The organism is Enterobacter sp. HK-058-C-ECC (assembly GCF_047531125.1).
GTDB lineage: Bacteria > Pseudomonadota > Gammaproteobacteria > Enterobacterales > Enterobacteriaceae > Enterobacter > Enterobacter quasiroggenkampii.
Window position 1 is genome coordinate 1 of the sequence record NZ_JBLKCH010000026.1, and the last position, 17,488, is coordinate 17,488.

The 17,488-nt window shown below is 60.2% G+C and carries 14 protein-coding genes; 6 read left to right on the forward strand and 8 right to left on the reverse strand.

Annotated elements, in window-relative coordinates; all coding sequences use genetic code 11:
* Positions 1-145: 145 nt before the first annotated feature.
* Positions 146-2,206: a polyphosphate kinase 1 gene (gene ppk1, locus ACMWJS_RS22490; protein ID WP_048029611.1), complete on the forward strand. Its 2,061-nt coding sequence runs from the start codon at positions 146-148 to the stop codon at positions 2,204-2,206.
* A 3-nt stretch (positions 2,207-2,209) separates the two neighbouring features.
* A complete protein-coding gene (gene ppx / locus ACMWJS_RS22495; RefSeq protein ID WP_008501646.1) occupies positions 2,210-3,748 on the forward strand; it encodes an exopolyphosphatase in 1,539 nt (512 codons plus the stop codon).
* 4 nt (positions 3,749-3,752) lie between these two features.
* Here ppx and ACMWJS_RS22500 read toward each other — a convergent pair whose 3' ends face one another.
* Positions 3,753-5,993: an EAL domain-containing protein gene (locus ACMWJS_RS22500; RefSeq protein ID WP_234084901.1), complete on the reverse strand. Its 2,241-nt coding sequence runs from the start codon at positions 5,991-5,993 to the stop codon at positions 3,753-3,755.
* Positions 5,994-6,344: 351 nt separating this feature from the next.
* Here ACMWJS_RS22500 and ACMWJS_RS22505 point away from each other — a divergent pair, with 351 nt between their 5' ends.
* Positions 6,345-6,533 carry a YfgG family protein gene (locus ACMWJS_RS22505; RefSeq protein ID WP_021241815.1) on the forward strand — a complete coding sequence of 63 codons (189 nt, stop codon included), beginning with the start codon at positions 6,345-6,347 and terminating at the stop codon, positions 6,531-6,533.
* Here ACMWJS_RS22505 and ACMWJS_RS22510 read toward each other — a convergent pair.
* Positions 6,530-7,420, reverse strand: coding sequence for a LysR family transcriptional regulator (locus tag ACMWJS_RS22510; RefSeq protein WP_414747601.1), 891 nt, complete (start codon positions 7,418-7,420; stop codon positions 6,530-6,532). The two genes, ACMWJS_RS22505 and ACMWJS_RS22510, sit on opposite strands and share 4 nt — an antisense overlap.
* A gap of 97 nt (positions 7,421-7,517) precedes the next feature.
* Between ACMWJS_RS22510 and ACMWJS_RS22515 the strand changes: the two genes are divergently transcribed.
* Genes ACMWJS_RS22515 through ACMWJS_RS22525 form a run of 3 tightly spaced genes read left to right on the forward strand, consistent with a single transcriptional unit; the run spans position 7,518 to position 10,021 of the window.
* Positions 7,518-8,747, forward strand: coding sequence for an MFS transporter (locus ACMWJS_RS22515; RefSeq protein WP_414747602.1), 1,230 nt, complete (start codon positions 7,518-7,520; stop codon positions 8,745-8,747).
* A gap of 51 nt (positions 8,748-8,798) precedes the next feature.
* Complete coding sequence (locus ACMWJS_RS22520; protein ID WP_032675311.1) at positions 8,799-9,266, forward strand: DUF6130 family protein; 468 nt, start codon at positions 8,799-8,801, stop codon at positions 9,264-9,266.
* A gap of 11 nt (positions 9,267-9,277) precedes the next feature.
* Positions 9,278-10,021, forward strand: a complete 744-nt coding sequence (locus tag ACMWJS_RS22525) for an alpha/beta fold hydrolase (RefSeq protein ID WP_414747603.1) — start codon at positions 9,278-9,280, stop codon at positions 10,019-10,021.
* Positions 10,022-10,075: 54 nt separating this feature from the next.
* Here the strand turns inward: ACMWJS_RS22525 and iolB are convergent, their stop codons facing one another.
* From iolB to ACMWJS_RS22555, 6 genes are read right to left on the reverse strand one after another with little or no spacing between them, the layout of a single operon-like run.
* Positions 10,076-10,900: a 5-deoxy-glucuronate isomerase gene (gene iolB / locus ACMWJS_RS22530; protein WP_167211891.1), complete on the reverse strand. Its 825-nt coding sequence runs from the start codon at positions 10,898-10,900 to the stop codon at positions 10,076-10,078.
* 9 nt (positions 10,901-10,909) lie between these two features.
* A complete protein-coding gene (gene iolE, locus ACMWJS_RS22535) occupies positions 10,910-11,800 on the reverse strand; it encodes a myo-inosose-2 dehydratase (protein ID WP_414747604.1) in 891 nt (296 codons plus the stop codon).
* Positions 11,801-11,811: 11 nt separating this feature from the next.
* Positions 11,812-13,716, reverse strand: coding sequence for a bifunctional 5-dehydro-2-deoxygluconokinase/5-dehydro-2-deoxyphosphogluconate aldolase (locus tag ACMWJS_RS22540; RefSeq protein WP_414747605.1), 1,905 nt, complete (start codon positions 13,714-13,716; stop codon positions 11,812-11,814).
* A gap of 12 nt (positions 13,717-13,728) precedes the next feature.
* Positions 13,729-14,862, reverse strand: coding sequence for a Gfo/Idh/MocA family protein (locus ACMWJS_RS22545; RefSeq protein WP_414747606.1), 1,134 nt, complete (start codon positions 14,860-14,862; stop codon positions 13,729-13,731).
* A gap of 8 nt (positions 14,863-14,870) precedes the next feature.
* Positions 14,871-15,899 (reverse strand): ABC transporter permease, encoded by a 1,029-nt coding sequence (locus ACMWJS_RS22550; RefSeq protein ID WP_008502116.1) that lies wholly within the window; start codon positions 15,897-15,899, stop codon positions 14,871-14,873.
* Between the two features lie 11 nt (positions 15,900-15,910).
* The gene (locus ACMWJS_RS22555; RefSeq protein ID WP_021241823.1) at positions 15,911-17,458 is read right to left on the reverse strand and encodes a sugar ABC transporter ATP-binding protein; all 1,548 of its coding nucleotides are present in this window, start codon (positions 17,456-17,458) and stop codon (positions 15,911-15,913) included.
* Between the last annotated feature and the right edge of the window lie 30 nt (positions 17,459-17,488).

The following is a 17,488-nucleotide window of genomic DNA, read 5'->3' on the forward strand; positions in this document are numbered from 1 at the left end:
CTCTCCCCCAACCCTCTAAATTCCCCAACAAAAAAATAACTGTCATACTTTTCTGGCACTGTTGGACATATCGTGGAAATGCTCGCCATAATAAGGACGAGACGGATTTACCACGTCCTGTGATTGAACTGGAGTGTGAGCTGTAATGGGTCAGGAAAAGTTATATATCGAGAAAGAGCTAAGCTGGTTAGCATTTAACGAACGTGTACTCCAGGAAGCGGCTGACAAAAGTAACCCGCTGATCGAACGCATGCGTTTTTTGGGCATCTATTCCAACAACCTGGATGAGTTCTACAAGGTTCGCTTTGCCGAGCTGAAGAGACGCATCATCATCAGCGAAGAACAGGGCCTAAACTCGCACTCGCGGCACCTGCTGGGCAAAATCCAGTCCCGCGTGTTGAAAGCCGATCAGGAATTTGACGGCCTGTATAACGAACTGCTGCTGGAGATGGCGCGTAATCAAATCTTCCTGATTAACGAACGTCAGCTTTCCGTTAACCAACAAAACTGGCTGCGCCACTATTTTAAACAGTACCTGCGCCAGCACATTACCCCGATTCTCATCAACCGCGAAACCGATCTGGTGCAGTTCCTGAAAGATGACTACACCTATCTGGCTGTGGAAATTATCCGCGGTGAATCCATCCGTTACGCGCTGCTGGAGATCCCGTCCGACAAGGTGCCGCGCTTTGTGAACCTGCCGCCGGAAACCCCGCGCAGACGCAAGCCGATGATCCTGCTCGATAACATCCTGCGCTACTGTCTGGACGACATCTTCAAAGGCTTCTTCGATTACGATGCGTTAAACGCCTACTCGATGAAGATGACCCGTGACGCCGAATATGACCTGGTGCACGAGATGGAAGCCAGCCTGATGGAGCTGATGTCCTCCAGCCTGAAACAGCGCCTGACGGCCGAGCCGGTACGCTTTGTCTATCAGCGCGATATGCCGGACGCCATGGTGGAGATGCTGCGCGAGAAGCTGACCATTTCGCGCTATGACTCCATCGTGCCGGGTGGCCGTTACCACAACTTTAAAGACTTTATTGGTTTCCCGAACGTCGGCAAAGCCAATCTGGTGAACAAGCCGCTGCCGCGCCTGCGCCATCTCTGGTTCGATAAATTCCGCAACGGATTTGACGCCATCCGCGAACGTGATGTCCTGCTCTACTATCCGTATCACACCTTTGAGCACGTGCTGGAACTGCTGCGTCAGGCCTCGTTCGACCCGAGCGTGCTGGCGATCAAAATCAACATCTACCGCGTGGCAAAAGATTCCCGCATCATCGACGCGATGATCCACGCCGCGCACAACGCCAAAAAAGTGACCGTGGTGGTGGAGCTGCAGGCGCGCTTCGACGAAGAGGCGAACATTCACTGGGCGCGTCGTCTGACGGAAGCCGGTGTACACGTCATCTTCTCCGCGCCGGGGCTGAAAATTCACGCCAAGCTGTTCCTGATCTCCCGTAAAGAGGGCGACGAGGTGGTGCGCTACGCCCACATCGGTACCGGGAACTTTAACGAGAAAACGGCGAGAATCTATACCGACTACTCGCTGCTGACCGCCGATGCCCGCATCACCAACGAGGTGCGCCGGGTCTTTAACTTTATTGAGAACCCGTACCGTCCGGTAAGCTTCGACTATCTGCTGGTCTCACCGCAGAACTCGCGCCGTCTGCTGTACGATATGATCGATAAAGAGATCGCCAATGCCCAGAAAGGGCTGTCGTCCGGCATCACGCTGAAGCTCAACAACCTGGTGGACAAAGGGCTGGTAGACAGGCTGTACGCCGCGTCCAGCTCCGGCGTGCCGGTTAACCTGCTGATCCGCGGCATGTGCTCGCTGATCCCGGAACTGGAAGGCATCAGCGACAATATTCGCGTGATCAGCATTGTTGACCGCTACCTGGAACACGATCGGGTCTATATTTTCGATAATGCGGGTGATAAACAGGTCTATCTCTCTTCGGCAGACTGGATGACGCGCAATATTGACTACCGAATTGAAGTCGCGGCACCGCTGCTGGATCCGCGCCTGAAGCAGCAGATCCTCGACATCATCGAGATTCTGTTCAGCGATACCGTGAAAGCACGCTATATCGACAAAGAACTCAGTAACCGCTATGTACCGCGCGGCAACCGCCGCAAAGTGCGGTCGCAACTGGCGATTTACGACTATATCAAATCACTCGAGCAACCCGATTAACCTATGCCGATAAATGATAAGACCCCACGCCCGCAGGAATTCGCCGCGGTCGATCTAGGCTCTAACAGTTTCCATATGGTCATCGCCCGTGAGGTGGATGGTGCGCTGCAGATCATCGGTCGTCTGAAGCAGCGCGTGCACCTGGCGGATGGCCTTGATGAACGCAGCATGCTCAGCGAAGAGGCAATGGAGCGTGGGTTAAACTGCCTGTCGCTGTTTGCTGAACGCCTGCAGGGCTTCTCGCCCTCCAGCGTCTGCATCGTGGGCACCCACACCCTGCGCCAGGCGCTGAACGCGCCAGAGTTTCTCAAGCGGGCCGAAAAAGTGATCCCCTACCCGATTGAGATCATCTCCGGTAACGAGGAAGCGCGTCTGATTTTCATGGGCGTCGAACACACCCAGCCGGAAAAAGGGCGCAAGCTGGTGATCGACATCGGCGGCGGTTCTACGGAGCTGGTGATCGGCGAAGACTTTGAGCCTCGCCTGGTGGAAAGCCGCCGTATGGGCTGTGTCAGCTTCGCGCAGATGTATTTCCCGGGCGGCACCATCACCCGCGAGAACTTCCAGCGTGCGCGTATGGCAGCTGTCCAGAAACTGGAAAACCTGGCCTGGCAGTACCGTATTCAGGGCTGGAACGTAGCGCTGGGCGCGTCAGGCACCATCAAAGCAGCGCATGAGGTGCTGCTGGCAATGGGTGAAAAAGACGGGTTCATCACGCCCGAACGCCTGACGCTGCTGACCGACGAAGTGCTGAAGCATAAAAGTTTTGACGCCCTCAGCCTGCCGGGTCTTTCCGACGAGCGTAAGGCGGTCTTCGTGCCGGGGCTGGCCATCCTCTGCGGCGTGTTTGACGCTCTCGCCATTAAAGAGCTGCGCCTTTCCGACGGCGCGCTGCGCGAAGGCGTGCTGTACGAAATGGAAGGCCGTTTCCGCCATCAGGATATTCGCAGCCGCACCGCACAAAGCCTGGCTAACCAGTACAACATCGACCGCGAGCAGGCGAAGCGCGTGCTGGACACCACGGTGCAGATGTACGAGCAGTGGGAAGAGCAGAATCCGAAGCTCGCACACCCGCAGCTTGCCGCGCTGTTAAAATGGGCCGCGATGCTCCATGAGGTGGGGCTGAACATCAACCATAGCGGGATGCACCGCCATTCGGCCTATATTCTGCAAAACAGCGATCTGCCTGGCTTCAACCAGGAGCAGCAAACCATGATGGCGACCCTGGTGCGGTATCACCGCAAAGCCATCAAGCTCGACGACCTGCCGCGCTTCACGCTGTTCAAGAAAAAGCAGTTCCTGCCGCTCATTCAGCTGCTGCGTCTTGGCGTGCTACTCAATAACCAGCGTCAGGCGACCACCACGCCGCCCACGCTGAAGCTTAAAACCGACGACCATCACTGGACGCTGAGCTTCCCGCACGACTGGTTCAGCCAGAATGCGCTGGTCCTGCTGGACCTGGAAAAAGAGCAACAGTACTGGGAAGCGGTCACCGGCTGGCTACTCAAAATTGAAGAAGAGAGCGCTGACGTCGCCGCGTAACGGTTCAGGCGTCCGCGCAGGACGCCTCTGTTTCCAGCAGTGATTCAAGCGGCGCTGGCCTGCCAATCAGATAGCCCTGCACATAATCGATGCCTAGCGCGTGAACCGCGCTACGTATCTCCTCGGTCTCGACATACTCTGCCACCACCAGCATCTTCTTCATGCGCGCCAGATGGCAGATAGACGCCACGATCTGATAATCCAGGCTGTTGTTGACGATATTGCGGATAAAGCTGCCGTCGATCTTGAGAATGTCGGCATCCACGCTTTTCAGCCGCGCATAGCTTGCATAGCCGGTCCCGAAATCATCAATCGCAATGCGTACCCCCATTTTCTGCAACTGCTGGAGGATGTGTAGCGCCTGCTCCCCGCTGCCGAAGGTGCTGCACTCCGTCACCTCAAAAATCAGCTGCCACGGCTCAATGGCGTATTTCGCCAGCAGGCGACTCACCTCAAGCGGGAACGGCACCCGGCATACGGTTGAGGGGGCCAGATTAATGGCAAAACGCTGGCCGGGCAGGCTCTCGCGATGCGCGGCCAGGAAGCGCAGCGTATGCTCAAGCACCCACAGGTCCACCCGGGAGGACAAACCAAACTCCTGCGCGACAGGCAGGAACTGGTCGGGAGAGATCAATAGCCCGTTTGTATCCGGCATCCGCAGCAGGACTTCGTGATAGCGATCGCCACGCAGGCCGCGAACGGGTTGAACCAGCAGGGTGAATTCGTCGTTATCGAGCGCCTTTTGCAGGCGGCTCATCATCGCGACTTTATCCTTCAGGCTGCGCTGCAAATGGACGGCACCACGCTGCTGAAGATTTTCCGGATGGTTTGAGGAGAGTGACAGATCGGCCACCACCCCCAGCTCACCCAGCACCAGATAAAGATGGTTAACCGGGGACCGGACATAGCAGTAGCTTACGCCCACCTGCGGCTGCAGCGGCATGCCGTCCCAGACAAAGCGGAACTGCTTGATATGCTCGTCCAGGGTTTCAATTCGCTGCTGGTGCGATTCCGCGTTGAGCCGCACCGCCATGTCATACCCGGTGAGGTGATACACCTGCTCGTTGGGCTGGAGGGTACCGTTTACCCACTGCGCCAGCTGCTGTTTGTACAAAATACGCAGCAGCACGCCGTAATTTCGGCCCAGAATTTCCAGCTCCGGAATGCGCAGCAGGCAGAGCGCCGACCACGGATTCTTCGCCAGATCGCGCGACAGCGCCCGCAGGTTAGGCATATGGACGACCGGGTCGAGCAGCGCCAGCCTGCGGGAGCGTTTATTCACGGCGCGCTGGCGAGTCGCCAGCATCGACATATAAATCACCACAAACGAGAAGACCAGGTAACTGGACGAGGTGATCGCCAGCTGAATGTCATACCCCTGGTTCAGCGGGATATAGTGATAATAGTAGTGAATAGACACCAGCAGCACCGGCGTCCAGATCAGCGATATCAGCTTATAGCCAAAACGCATCGCGCCCCAGAGCATCACCGGCATCAGCAGCGACAGGGTATAGTTTGTGGTGAATATGGAGCTGTTTTCGTTCATCGGGAGCAGCAGCAGCGTAAGCAGCCCGCCTAGCGCAATCGCCCACAGCACAAACTCAGCGACCGTCACCTTTTTGTCTATCTGGGCACGGATCTGCGAGAGAAGACTTTTGATATAGCGCGGATGACGAATCAGGCGGATCAGCAGATAGCTCAGCGGCACGCCCGTCAGCCCGCTGACCAGCAGCGCCTGGTAGTTGATGAGCGTACGAATGTTAAGAGGGTTCAACCCCGCAAGGCTCTGGCGGCTCTCATACACGCCCAGATACACGGCAAACTGAAACAGCACCAGAAACAGCGTCGCGGGGCAGAAGGCCTGCCAGAAGATGCGCTGCGCCATCAAGCGGATGTCGCCGTACGCCGTCATATTGCGTCTGGGCGCAAACACCCGGTAGCCGCCCCAGCTGAGCACTAAAGGGACGATAAAATGCAGCACACCGGCAACCGTTTCAAACATCCCGACCGACGGGTAATAGCGGATAAACAGGGATAATACGATCCCGGGCAGCGCTTCCAGGCCAAAGAACATCATCAGCGAAAGCAAAAATGAGAGCGGTAAATAATAGAGTGCCACAATGCCGTCGCCCAGCTGCGTAAACGTATTCGCAACGCTCAGCGCGGGGAGTAAAACCACAGGTAAAATAAGCGGCAATGCCCACCAGCGGTTTGCATTGTTTTTCAGGAAAGCGAGAATAGTCATAGATGCCCGGTTAAACCCCTATCGCTCCAGAGGGAAATAAAGACAGGCATCCAACCTGACGTACGCGCCGCCCGGCAGCATGTCGGGCGAACAGTGTGGAGGAAGGATTTTAAATATCAGCGCCGGGAATCCGTTGACATAAATCAAACTACTTTACGCAAATAACATTTTGTGGCGTTTTTTCGACATCTTTTTCTTCATATTATCAATATGGTAAATGCGTTGATTAATTTCAATAACATTAATTAATGTAAACATTGACGGTTATTTACACATCACAGAATTGACCCCATCTTCCCGCTGTGCCTTAATATCCTTATCGCCCGGAAGGGCTTATCCAGGAAAAACAGAGTGAGTCAGGTCACGCGTATGCGCAAACGACATCGATTTAACACCCGAATGACCCGCATCATACTGCTCATCAGCTTCCTGTTTTTCTTTGGCCGCTTCGTTTACTCTTCGATTGGCGCCTGGTACCACCATCAGGATAAAACCCAGTCGCAGCAATCCAGCCTGACCGTCGACACCGCTGACCGCTAAACCGCCGAAGGCTGTTGCACGAGCCGAATAAGGGCCGCGATCCCTTTGCTGAGGATTTTATCCTGCCGCATGACTACCGCCAGCTGCCGCTGCAGCATGGGCATCAGCGACATCACCCATAGCCCTTCGCGATCGACCTCCTGTTCCACCGCCATGCGCGGCACGATACTGTAGCCCAGCCCTGCGCGAACCATCCGTTTGATCGCCTCGATGCTGCCAAGCTGCATCACCGGCGCGATCGCTAAACCCTGGGCGGTAAACCAGCCGTCGATCAGCGCCCGGGTCCCACTGCCTGATTCAAAGGCTATCAGCGGATGAGCGTGCAGCGCGGCTGGGGTGAAGTCCCTGAATGCAGCCTGCTGTTCCCTTGAAGCAATAAAGACAAACTCTTCGTCCATCACCGGCATCACGTCCAGCGCTCTGCCACTCACCGGCAGCGTGACCAGCCCCATATCGAGACGGTTCTCTTCGATAGCTCTGACGATGTCGAGGGTGTTGCCCGTCGTCACCCCCACGCTCAGGAGCGGATAGTCGTGGCGTAGCTGCTCCAGCAGCGGCGGCAGAAGATGGATGCAGGCCGTTGCCCCCGTGCCAAGGGTAATGGTACCGCTTACGTCGTGGCTAAACGCATTCACGGCCCGGATGGCGTCATCCACCACCTGCTGAATACGCTCCCCGTGCGCCAGCAAGGTTTCTCCGGCAGCCGTCGCCTTAATCCCTCGCCCGGTACGCTCCACCAGCCGCGTTTGCAGAAACTGCTCCAGCTGGCGTATTTGCAGGCTGACGGCGGGCTGGGAGAGGCCCAGCACGTCCGCTGCCGCTGAAAAACTGCCACGCTGGATCACCAGACGGAAGGTGGCGAGATAGCCCAGATTAAGCGTCGTCATTCAAAGTTTCTCTTATACCGCGCATAAGGTTGCGGCCCTGCCAGCACAATACCGCGCCCGTTATGCTCAGGACAACTGCATAGCGGAATGAACACTCATGGAAACACCTGCCCTGCCACACCGCCTCGCCCTCACGGCCGGTTGCAATCAGCTCATCAACTGGGGGATCTCGTTTTATATGCCCGGCACCTTTGCGCTGGCCATTTCAGCCGACCGGGGATGGTCATCACCGCAGATTTACCTCGGCCTGACGCTGGCGATGCTGGTGATGGCGGCGGTTTCCCCTTTTGTCGCCCGCCTGCTGGCACGCTTTGGCGGTCAGAAGGTGGTGATGGGCGGAACGCTGCTGATCGCCGCAAGCTGCGCCTGTATGGGGTATACCCGGACGCTTTATGGCTGGTACGGCGCCTGGCTGGTCACAGGCGTGGGAATGCGCCTGTCGCTGTACGATGCGCTCTTCGCCGCGCTGGTCAACCTCTACGGACAGCAGGCGCGAAGAACAATCTCGCGCGTCACGCTGGCGGGCGGGCTGGCCTCCGTCGTCTTCTGGCCGCTGGGCGATGCGCTGCTTCACGTGATGCGCTGGCAGGACGCATTACGCATTTATGCCCTGCTTGGCCTGCTGAGCGCGCTGCTGATCCGCACGCTTCCCCGGCAGCGGCTGACGGTGACGACGAAAATCGCCGCACCGCCGCTGAACAACGAGCGCCGGAACGGCTGGCTTTATGCCGCCTTCATTGCCCTCATCACCTTTGTCTCTAACGGCACCTCCACCCATCTGCCGGAGTTTATTGCCCACTACGGCCTGCCGGTCGCTATCGGCATGCTGTGGGGAATCGGCCAGACGGGCGCGCGCTCGCTGGAAGTGTTGGCGGGGGCTCGCTTAACGCCCTTCACGTTAACGCTTTTTACCGCTCTCGCCATGCCGCTCTGTTTTCTTGTTGGGTTGAGCAGCGCCCTGTTTGTCTGGTGTGCGGCCGGTTTTGTGCTGGGCTATGGCGCCATCAACGGGCTGGTTACCCTTGTCAAAGCCACCCTGCCGCTGGAGCTGTTTAGCGCGGAAAGCTATGCCCGCCGCACGGGCATGCTGCTTATCCCCGGTCAGCTTATGGCCGCAGCCTCACCGTATGCCTATGCGTGGCTAAATAAAACGCTGGGGATCGCGGGTGCAATGGGGGTATCGACGGGCCTGACGCTGCTGATTGCCGGGCTGGCGATAGCCATTGTGCGCCGTCCCGGGAGGCAAACTGTATCGCACTGTATCCCGCGGGCCACGGTGACAAACGGGTACAAAACGCCCCCTCCGGCAAATATCTCCGATACATAAAAATGGTTTTCTTTCCCTGTCGCCATTGAGAACTGATGAGGAGAGAGAGCAATGATTCGTCGCTACGTAATTTTCCCCCTGCTTGTCCTGACATCCGTCGCAGGTGCCCAGGCCACACCTCTGGACAATCTGAGCGCCGCGGACGTTAACGGCCCCGCCGCCGTTGCCCCGCTGGCGCAGCCGCAGCCGCCTGCAAAACTGATCGTCGATCCGCCGCTTGCCGGGCCGCTGAGCAAAGGCGCGGTGTTTATCCAGTACCGCGCCGAAAACCTTCGCATCGAGCCGGTATTCGGGCCCGACGCGCTCAAGGTCACCCCGCGCATCGGGCACATTCACGTGGTGGTGGATGATGCGCCATGGCACTGGGCTGACACCAGCGGAGAGCCGGTGATCCTGGTGGGGCTGCCCGCCGGTAAACACAAGGTGACGATAATTCTGGCCGACCCGACGCACAAGCCGCTCGACCACAAAACCGTTGAATTCACCGTCCCGCCCCACGCGGCGGTCCACCATTTTTAAGGAGTCTGAAGATGAAAGCACTGTCTGTAGTCACGGCAGGCCTGCTGGCGCTTTCCGCCAGCGCCTTTGCGCAGAGTAAAACCAGCGTCGTGCTGGTCCACGGCGCGTTTGCCGACGGCAGCAGCTGGAATAAGGTCATTACCCTGTTGCAGAAACAGCACGCAGAGGTCATTGCCGTCCAGCTGCCGCTCACGTCGCTAATAGATGACGTTGCCGCCACAAAGCGGGCCATCGCCCGCGCGCAGGGTGACGTAGTGCTGGTGGGTCACTCCTGGGGCGGCACCGTGATTAGCGAAGCGGGCAAAGATGCGCGGGTAAAATCGCTGGTGTATGTGGCGGCTTTCGCGCCGGACTCCGGACAGTCGACGGCGGACCTGGCAGGAAGCTACCCTGCACCGCCGGGCAGCGCGGGCTTTGCCAAAACGGCGGACGGCTATTTATATCTGCCAACGGACGCTGTCAGGCAGGATTTCGCGCCTGACGTGAAACCGGGTGAACAACAGACCATTGCGGCCACGCAGGGGCCAATAAAGGGCGAAGCTTTCGCAGAAAAAGTGACTCACGCCGCGTGGCACAACAAACCGAGCTGGTATGTGGTGAGTAAGAATGACCGGATGATTAACCCGGCGCTTGAACGCGAGATGGCGAAGACGATCCACGCGAAAACCACCGAGGTGGCGGCGAGCCACGTGTCGATGGTGAGCCAGCCGCAGATCGTTGCCCGGACGATTGAGCAGGCGATTGAAGCAAAGTAATTTTTTGCGAATTGTAGGCCGGGTAAGCGCAGCGCCACCCGGCAAAAAACAGCCTCAGCGCCCGCCATCCGCGGGATAATCCCGATTAATCCACGCGTGGTCCTCTTCCCAGGTGAACATCCATTTGCGCACCGGCCCCGCCATCACGTTGAGGTAGTAGCTGTCATACCCGGCCATCGTCGCCACCGGGTGGTATCCCTTCGGCACCATGACCACGTCACGGTTGTAGACCGCCATACACTCATCCAGCGCTCTGTCGTCGGTGTAAACCCGCTGCATGCAAAATCCCTGCTCCGGGTTGAGGCGATGGTAGTAGGTCTCCTCAAGATACGTCTCCTGGGGCGGGTTATCCGTGTCGTGCTTGTGGCTCGGGTACGAGCTGGTGCAGCCCTCGTTGGTCCAGACCTCCACCACCAGCAGGCTGTCGGCGGGCTTGTCTTCCGGCAGAATGTTATGCACGTAGCGCTGGTTGTGGCCCTTGCCGCGCGCTTCAGCGTCGATATCCTGCGGCGCAATCAGCCGCGTCGGACAGGTGCCCTTGCCCGGCGCAGCGCAGACCGCCAGCTCCAGCGTCGTCAGCGCCTTCACCTGCACCGTCTCCTGCGGAGTGACGTACACCGCCCACGGCTTGATGCGCTCAAACGGGCTCATCCGCTCGCCGATGTCGTTAAACTGCGCGGAAGGCGTGCTGATGGAGGCGCGTCCTGCCACCAGCACCAGGCAGCGCTCTTCGCGTACGGCGGGCAGCGTCAGCGTCTGCCCCTCCTGTAGCTCATACGCCTCAAAGCCGACGTACCCCCACCCTGCGCTTTCCGGCGTGACGGACTGGGTGCGCCCCTCCGCGTTCGGCTGTTGCCAGCGTGATAACAGACGTGACATGTCACCTCCTCAAATCAGTCCGGCGTCGCGCGCCAGACGGCTCAGATTGTTATACCCCAGACGGGCGTAGGTCAGCGGATGGGCAATGGCCGGATCCTGCTCCGCCTCGACCACCAGCCAGCCGTGATAGTCCTGCGCCTTCAGCAGCTGCATAATCGGCGGATAATCCACGCAGCCGTCGCCCGGCACCGTAAACACGCCGCTCAGTACCGCATCAAGGAAGCTGGTTTTACGGTTTTTCACATCCGCCAGCACGTCGGCACGCACGTCTTTGCAGTGAACGTGGTTGATACGCGACGCCCAGCGCTGCGCCACCGACAGCGGATCGGCCCCGGCAAAGGTCAGGTGACCGGTGTCCAGCAGCAACCCAACCTCTTCGCCGGTGTGGGTCATCAAGTTGTCCACGTCGTCGGCGGACTCAATCACCGTGCCCATATGGTGATGGTAGGCAATCTGCACGCCCTGCTGCTGGGTGTAGCGGGCAAATTCGGTAAGCTTCTCGCCGTACTCCTTCCAGCGCGCCTGCGGGAAGCGCGGGCGCAGATGCACCGGGGTCTGCTGCTCGCCGTGAATGCAGCCGCTCACTTCCGCAAAGACCAGCACCTTCGCCCCCAGCTCGCGCAGGAGCGTCAGGTGGGACTGCACGGCGGCGATCTCCTCCTCCACGCTGCGCTCCAGCAGGCGGCCGGAATACCAGCCGGAGACCAGCTGCAGGTCGTGGCGCTGAAGGATGGGGCCGAGCAGGCGCGCTTCGCGCGGGAACTTATTACCCAGCTCGAAACCGGCGAAACCGGCCTCTTTACCTTCGCTCAGGCAGGTCTCAAGCGACGTCTCCGCGCCGAGAGAAGGCAGATCGTCGTTCGTCCACGTCAGCGGGTTAATGCCCAGTTGTACACTCATTGTCGTCTCCATTATGCGTGTCCGCGCTCGCGCCACCAGGCGATAAGCTGCAGGTAGTTGTCCCGGATGCGCGCCACCAGCTGCGCATCGTCAATATCGTGCTTCAGCCACGCGCGGGAGGCATCGCCGAACAGCGTGCGCCCTACGGCGAAGCCTTTTACTACCGTCTGCCCCGCTGCGGCCCTGAAGTCGGCGCGCAGCTGTTCCGCCGGGGCGTCCAGACCGAGGATCACCACCCCGCGGCAGTGCGGGTCCCGGCGTTCGATAATCTCGCTCAGCGCCGTCCAGCCCTCCGCTGAGAGCGGCGGCAGCTTCCACCAGTCGGGATAAATGCCGAGGTTGTAGAAGCGGGAAATGGCGCGCAGGTAGAGCTCGTCGCTGCGCGGCATGCTGGCGGGAAGGATCACCTCCAGCAGCAGCTCGTGCCCGGACCGGCAGCAGGCGTGATACACCTCGGCAATTTTCTGCTCCTGCTCCAGGCGCAGGCCGTGAGCGTCTTCCGGATGGAAAAAGACCAGACACTTCACCACGTGCTCCTGCGGCCAGCTGATGAGCTGGGTGCCAATGTTGCCATGCTCCATCTCCAGCGGACGCGAGCCCGGCAGCTCAATGGGGCGACCAATCCACCACCCCTCGCCGGTGATGGCGTTCAGCGCGTCCTGACCAAAGGTGCCGTCGCACAGCAGGCCAGCTTTGCCCTCCAGCCCGGCACGGCTCGCCGCCTCGCGGCTGGCCTGCAGGATCAGCTGCTTCAGCGCCGGAATGCGCCCGATCGACGCGCCGCACTGCAGCGCCATATCCTCAAGCTGGCTGCGGTGGTCGAAGGCCATCACGCACAGCTCCGGCCACTCGCGACGGCGGGTGGTCACCCGGTGGAGGTGGTTCAGACGCGGGTCGAGGTCCGGGCGCGGCACATCCGCAGCGCGGGAGAGATAGTCATCCAGCTCGATTTTGCTCGGCATCGCCGGGGCGCAGCCGTGGCGCGAGACCACCAGCGCGCCGCAGGCGTTGGCATAGCGGCACGCCTGCTCCCAGCCCTCGTCGTTCAGGTAGCCGCGCAGCAGGCCGGACATAAACGCGTCCCCCGCGCCGAGGACGTTCAGCACCTCCACGCGCACGCCGGTCACCGTCAGGCCGTCGTCCAGCCGGGGTGGAATGGCGTCGGTATAGACCGAGCAGCCGAGCGCACCGCGTTTGCAGACCAGCGTTGCGTCACTCACGACACGCACCTGCCCCAGCGCCTGCAGGGTCTCCGTGCTGCCGCCCGCAATGTGAAACTCCTCCTCGGTGCCGACAATGACGTCGAAGAGGTGCAGCACCTCCTGCAGCTCGCGGGTGACCTTATCGGCGGCGATAAAGCGCGTTTCACCGTCGCCTAAGGAGGTCAGCCCCCACAGCACCGGACGGTAGTCGATGTCCAGCACCGTGCGCACGCCGTGACGGCGGGCATAGCCCAGCGCCGTCAGCACCGCATCGCGGGTCTGAGGATGAGAAAGGTGAGTCCCGGTGATGGCAAGACAACGTGCGGAGGCAATGTAGCTTTCGTCCACATCGCTGGCCGTAATGGCCATATCCGCGCAGTTATCGCGATAAAAAATCAGAGGAAAGGTGTCCCGGTCTTTAATGCCGAGTAGCACCAGCGCCGTGAGGCGGTCTTTATCAGTAATCAGATGGCTGGTATCGCAGCCCACCTGGTTAAGCTCTTCCCGCAGGAAGCGGCCCATATGTTCATCGCCGACGCGCGCCAGCATCGACGAGCGCAGGCCCTGGCGCGCGGTGCCGTACGCCACGTTGCCGGACGAGCCGCCGAGGTATTTGGCAAAGCTCGACACATCCTCCAGACGGGCACCAATCTGCTGACTGTAGAGGTCTACCGCCACGCGGCCCATGCATATCACATCAAACTGCTTTTCCACGTTGATACCTCATCAGACAATGTCGTTCACGTTCAGCCAGCGGCCTTCCCGGTGCGAGAGCGCGATCGCGTCCAGCACGCGCGACACCTTCCAGCCCTCTTCGAAGTCCGGCCACATCGGCACGTCGGCGGCAATCCCGTCCACCAGATCGCGCACCTCCACCGTTTTTTGATCGTTAAAGCCTATCCCGTGGCCTGCGCCCATGCAGAACGCGGCGTAGTCGGGGTGTGCAGGGCCGACGAGTAAGGTGCGGAATCCCTGACGGTTAACCGGATCGTCATGCAGATAGAGCTTCAGCTCCGCCATGCGCTCCTGGGTGAAGCTGATGGCGCCTTTCGTCCCGGTAATGACGTACGACAGCCCCATCTTGCGGCCGCAGGCGACGCGGGAGGTTTCAATCACGCCCTGCGCCCCGCCCGCAAAGCGCACCATCGCGTGGGCCTGATCCTCGTTTTCGACGGCAACCATGTCCGACGAGCCGGCCTTCGCCGGGCGTTCCGGGACCACGATCTTCAGGTCGCCGCAAACCTGCTCAATCTCCCCGACCAGGTACTGGGCCATGTTGACGATATGCGCCGCGAGGTCGCCCAGCGCTCCCAGCCCGGCGGTCTCTTTGAAGCAGTGCCAGTGAATGGGCGAGCGCGAGTCGGCCATATAGTCTTCGTTGTGGGTGCCGTAGAAGTGGATCACCTCTCCGATCTCGCCGCGGGCGATAATCTCCTTCGCCAGCTGCGCCGTCGGGTTTTTCATGTAGTTGAACCCCACCAGCGTTTTCACCCCGGCCCGCTTCGCGGCGTCGACCATCTCGCGCGCGTCGTGGGCGTTCAGCGCCAGCGGCTTCTCCGAGTAGACATGCTTGCCGTGGCGGATCGCCTCCAGCGCCATCTCTTTATGCAGATGGTTGGGTGAGCAAATATCCACCACGTCGATCGCCGGGTCGGCCACCAGCGCCCGCCAGTCGCCGGTGGAGCGGTTGAAGCCAAACGCCTGCGCGCGCGCTGCCGCCAGCTCCGACGTGACTTCCGCCACCATCTCGCGCACCAGCCTGCCGCGCAGGTTGAACACCGTCGGGGCCTGGGCATAGGCGATAGCGTGCGCCTTGCCGATATACCCGGTGCCAATCAATCCAATACGAACCTCTTTCATCGTGATCCTCACAGTGCGCCGCGACGGCTCTTGGCGTAGGTATCAAACGCCACCGCCAGAACGATAATTAATCCGGTGATAATCTGCTGGTAGTAGGCCGAGACGTTCATCAGCACCAGGCCGTTAATCAGAATCCCCATGATGATGGAGCCAATAATGGTGCCGCCGATGCGCCCGTAGCCGCCCATCAGCGAGGTGCCGCCAATCACCACCGAGGCGATGACGCGCAGCTCAAAGGAGATCCCGGCCACCGCCTCAGCGCTCCCCAGACGCGCGCTCAGAATGAAGCCCGCCAGCCCCGCCAGGCAGCCAATCAGCACGTAGACGCTGACCAGCACGCGCTTGACGTTCACCCCCGCCAGGCGCGCTGCCTCCGGGTTACCGCCGATGGCGTAGACGAAGCGGCCCCAGCGGGTTTTATGCAGCGCCAGATAGCCGCCGAGGGCGACGATGGCGAAGATCCAGATCGGAATGGAGATGCCGAGCAGCTCCCCGCGCCCCCACCAGCGGTAGCCCTGATCGAAACCGGCAATCGGCGCGCCGTCGTTGATCACCAGCGTCAGGCCGCGCCAGATGGTCATCCCGCCGAGGGTCACGATGAACGGCGGCAGGCGCAGGCGGGTCACACCCAGACCGTGCAGGAAGCCAATCGCCGTGCCCATCGCCAGGCAAATCCCGAGCCCAATCAGCCAGCTCATGCCGCCCCAGGCGTTCGGGTCGACGGTGGTGAAGTTGTCGCCCTTAATTACGTACGCCGCGGTCATGGCGCAGACCGCCAGAATGGAGCCCACGGAGAGGTCAATCCCGGCAGTCAGGATGACGAAGGTCATCCCCACGGCCATGATCCCGTAGATGGAGACTTCGGTCAGGATGTTGAAAATATTGCGTTCAGAGAAAAAGTTGCTGTTCTGCGACTGGAAGAAGATCAGCAGCAGGATCATGAAAATCAGCACCCCGAAGCGCTCGAAGAAGGCGATGGGATCGATGCGTCCGGCGCGTTTGACCGGGGCCTGCGTTTTAGAAATCATCTGCGTCATGAGAAACTCCGTTATGCCGCGTTCAGGGCGTTGTGGTTGATGGCCATCATCGTCATCAGCCGTTCTTCGTTAGCGTCGTCACCGTGGATCTCGCCGGTCACCCGGCCTTCGCTGAGGGTGATGATCCGGTCTGACACCGCCATCACTTCAGGCAGATCGGAGGAGATCACGATCACCGCCACGCCCTTTTTCGCCATGTCAAACAGCACCTGGTGCACTTCCGATTTGGTCCCCACGTCGATGCCGCGCGTCGGCTCATCGACGATCAGCACCCGCGGGTTGAGCGCCATGCAGCGCGCGAGGATCACCTTTTGCTGGTTACCGCCGGAGAGCTTGCGCACCTCCTGCGCGCTGTTGACCATTTTGATCTGCAGCGCCTTGCGGTAGGACTCGATCAGATCGTCCTCTTTGCGGGTGTTCACGAACCAGCGCCACTGCAGCAGCGAGGAGAGGCAGGAGAGCGACAGGTTGTCGCGAATCGACAGCCCCAGCACCGCCCCCTCTTTTTTGCGGTCTTCCGGCACCAGCGCCACGCCCTGATCGAGCGCATAGAGCGGGTCGCGCGGCTGGTACGGTACGCCGTCCAGTTCAAAGCTGCCCGAGGTAAAGGCATCTGCGCCAAACAGGCAGCGGGCCACTTCGGTGCGCCCGGCGCCCACCAGTCCGGCAATGCCTAAGACCTCCCCGGCGTGGACGTGGAAGCTGATGTCGTGCAGGGCGATGCCGTGCGGATCCAGCGGCGGCTTTTCGCGGCTCAGCCCCTTCACCGCCAGGCGGACGGGTTTGTCCTCATGATGGGTTTCGCTGGCGGGGCGACGGTTAAAGGCCACGTCGCGTCCGACCATCAGGCGGATCAGCTGTTCGACGTTGGTCTCCGCCACCGCGCCGGTGCCGGTGAAACGGCCGTCCTGGAAAACGGTGAAGCGATCGCAGAGCTGGAAAACTTCGTGCAGACGGTGGGTGACATAGATAATGCTCACGCCACGGTTTTTAAGCTCGCGCACCACGCGGTGCAGGCTTTCCACCTCGCTGTCGCTCAGCGCGGCGGAGGGTTCGTCCATAATGATGAGCCTGGCGTTGAGGGTCAGCGCCCGGGCGATCTCCACCATCTGCTGCTGGGCAACGCTCAGGCGGGCGACCGGGGTGGTCGGCGCAACGTTCAGCTGCAGATAGTCGAGAATGACCTGCGCCTCCTGATTGACCGCCTTTTCGTCGACGATCAGGTTACGTTTACGCGGTTCGCGCCCGAGAAACATGTTTTCCGCGACGGTCATGTTGGGCAGCAGGTTGAATTCCTGATAGATGGTGATAATGCCCTTGTTCTGCCGTTCCACCGGGGAGTCGTCCACCGGCAGCGTTTCGCCGTTGAACCAGATCTCCCCGCGGGTTTGCGGCTGCGCCCCCGCGAGCGCCTTCAGCAGCGTGGATTTACCCGCCCCGTTTTCCCCCAGCAGGGCGTGGATCTCGCCCGCGCCGACGGTCAGTTGGGCGCTACTTAACGCCCAGACGCCGGAAAAGCTTTTTGCCAGGTCGGTCACTTTCAGTAAGGGTTGCGACATCGGTCTGCTCCTCCTTTAGAGTGAGGCGCC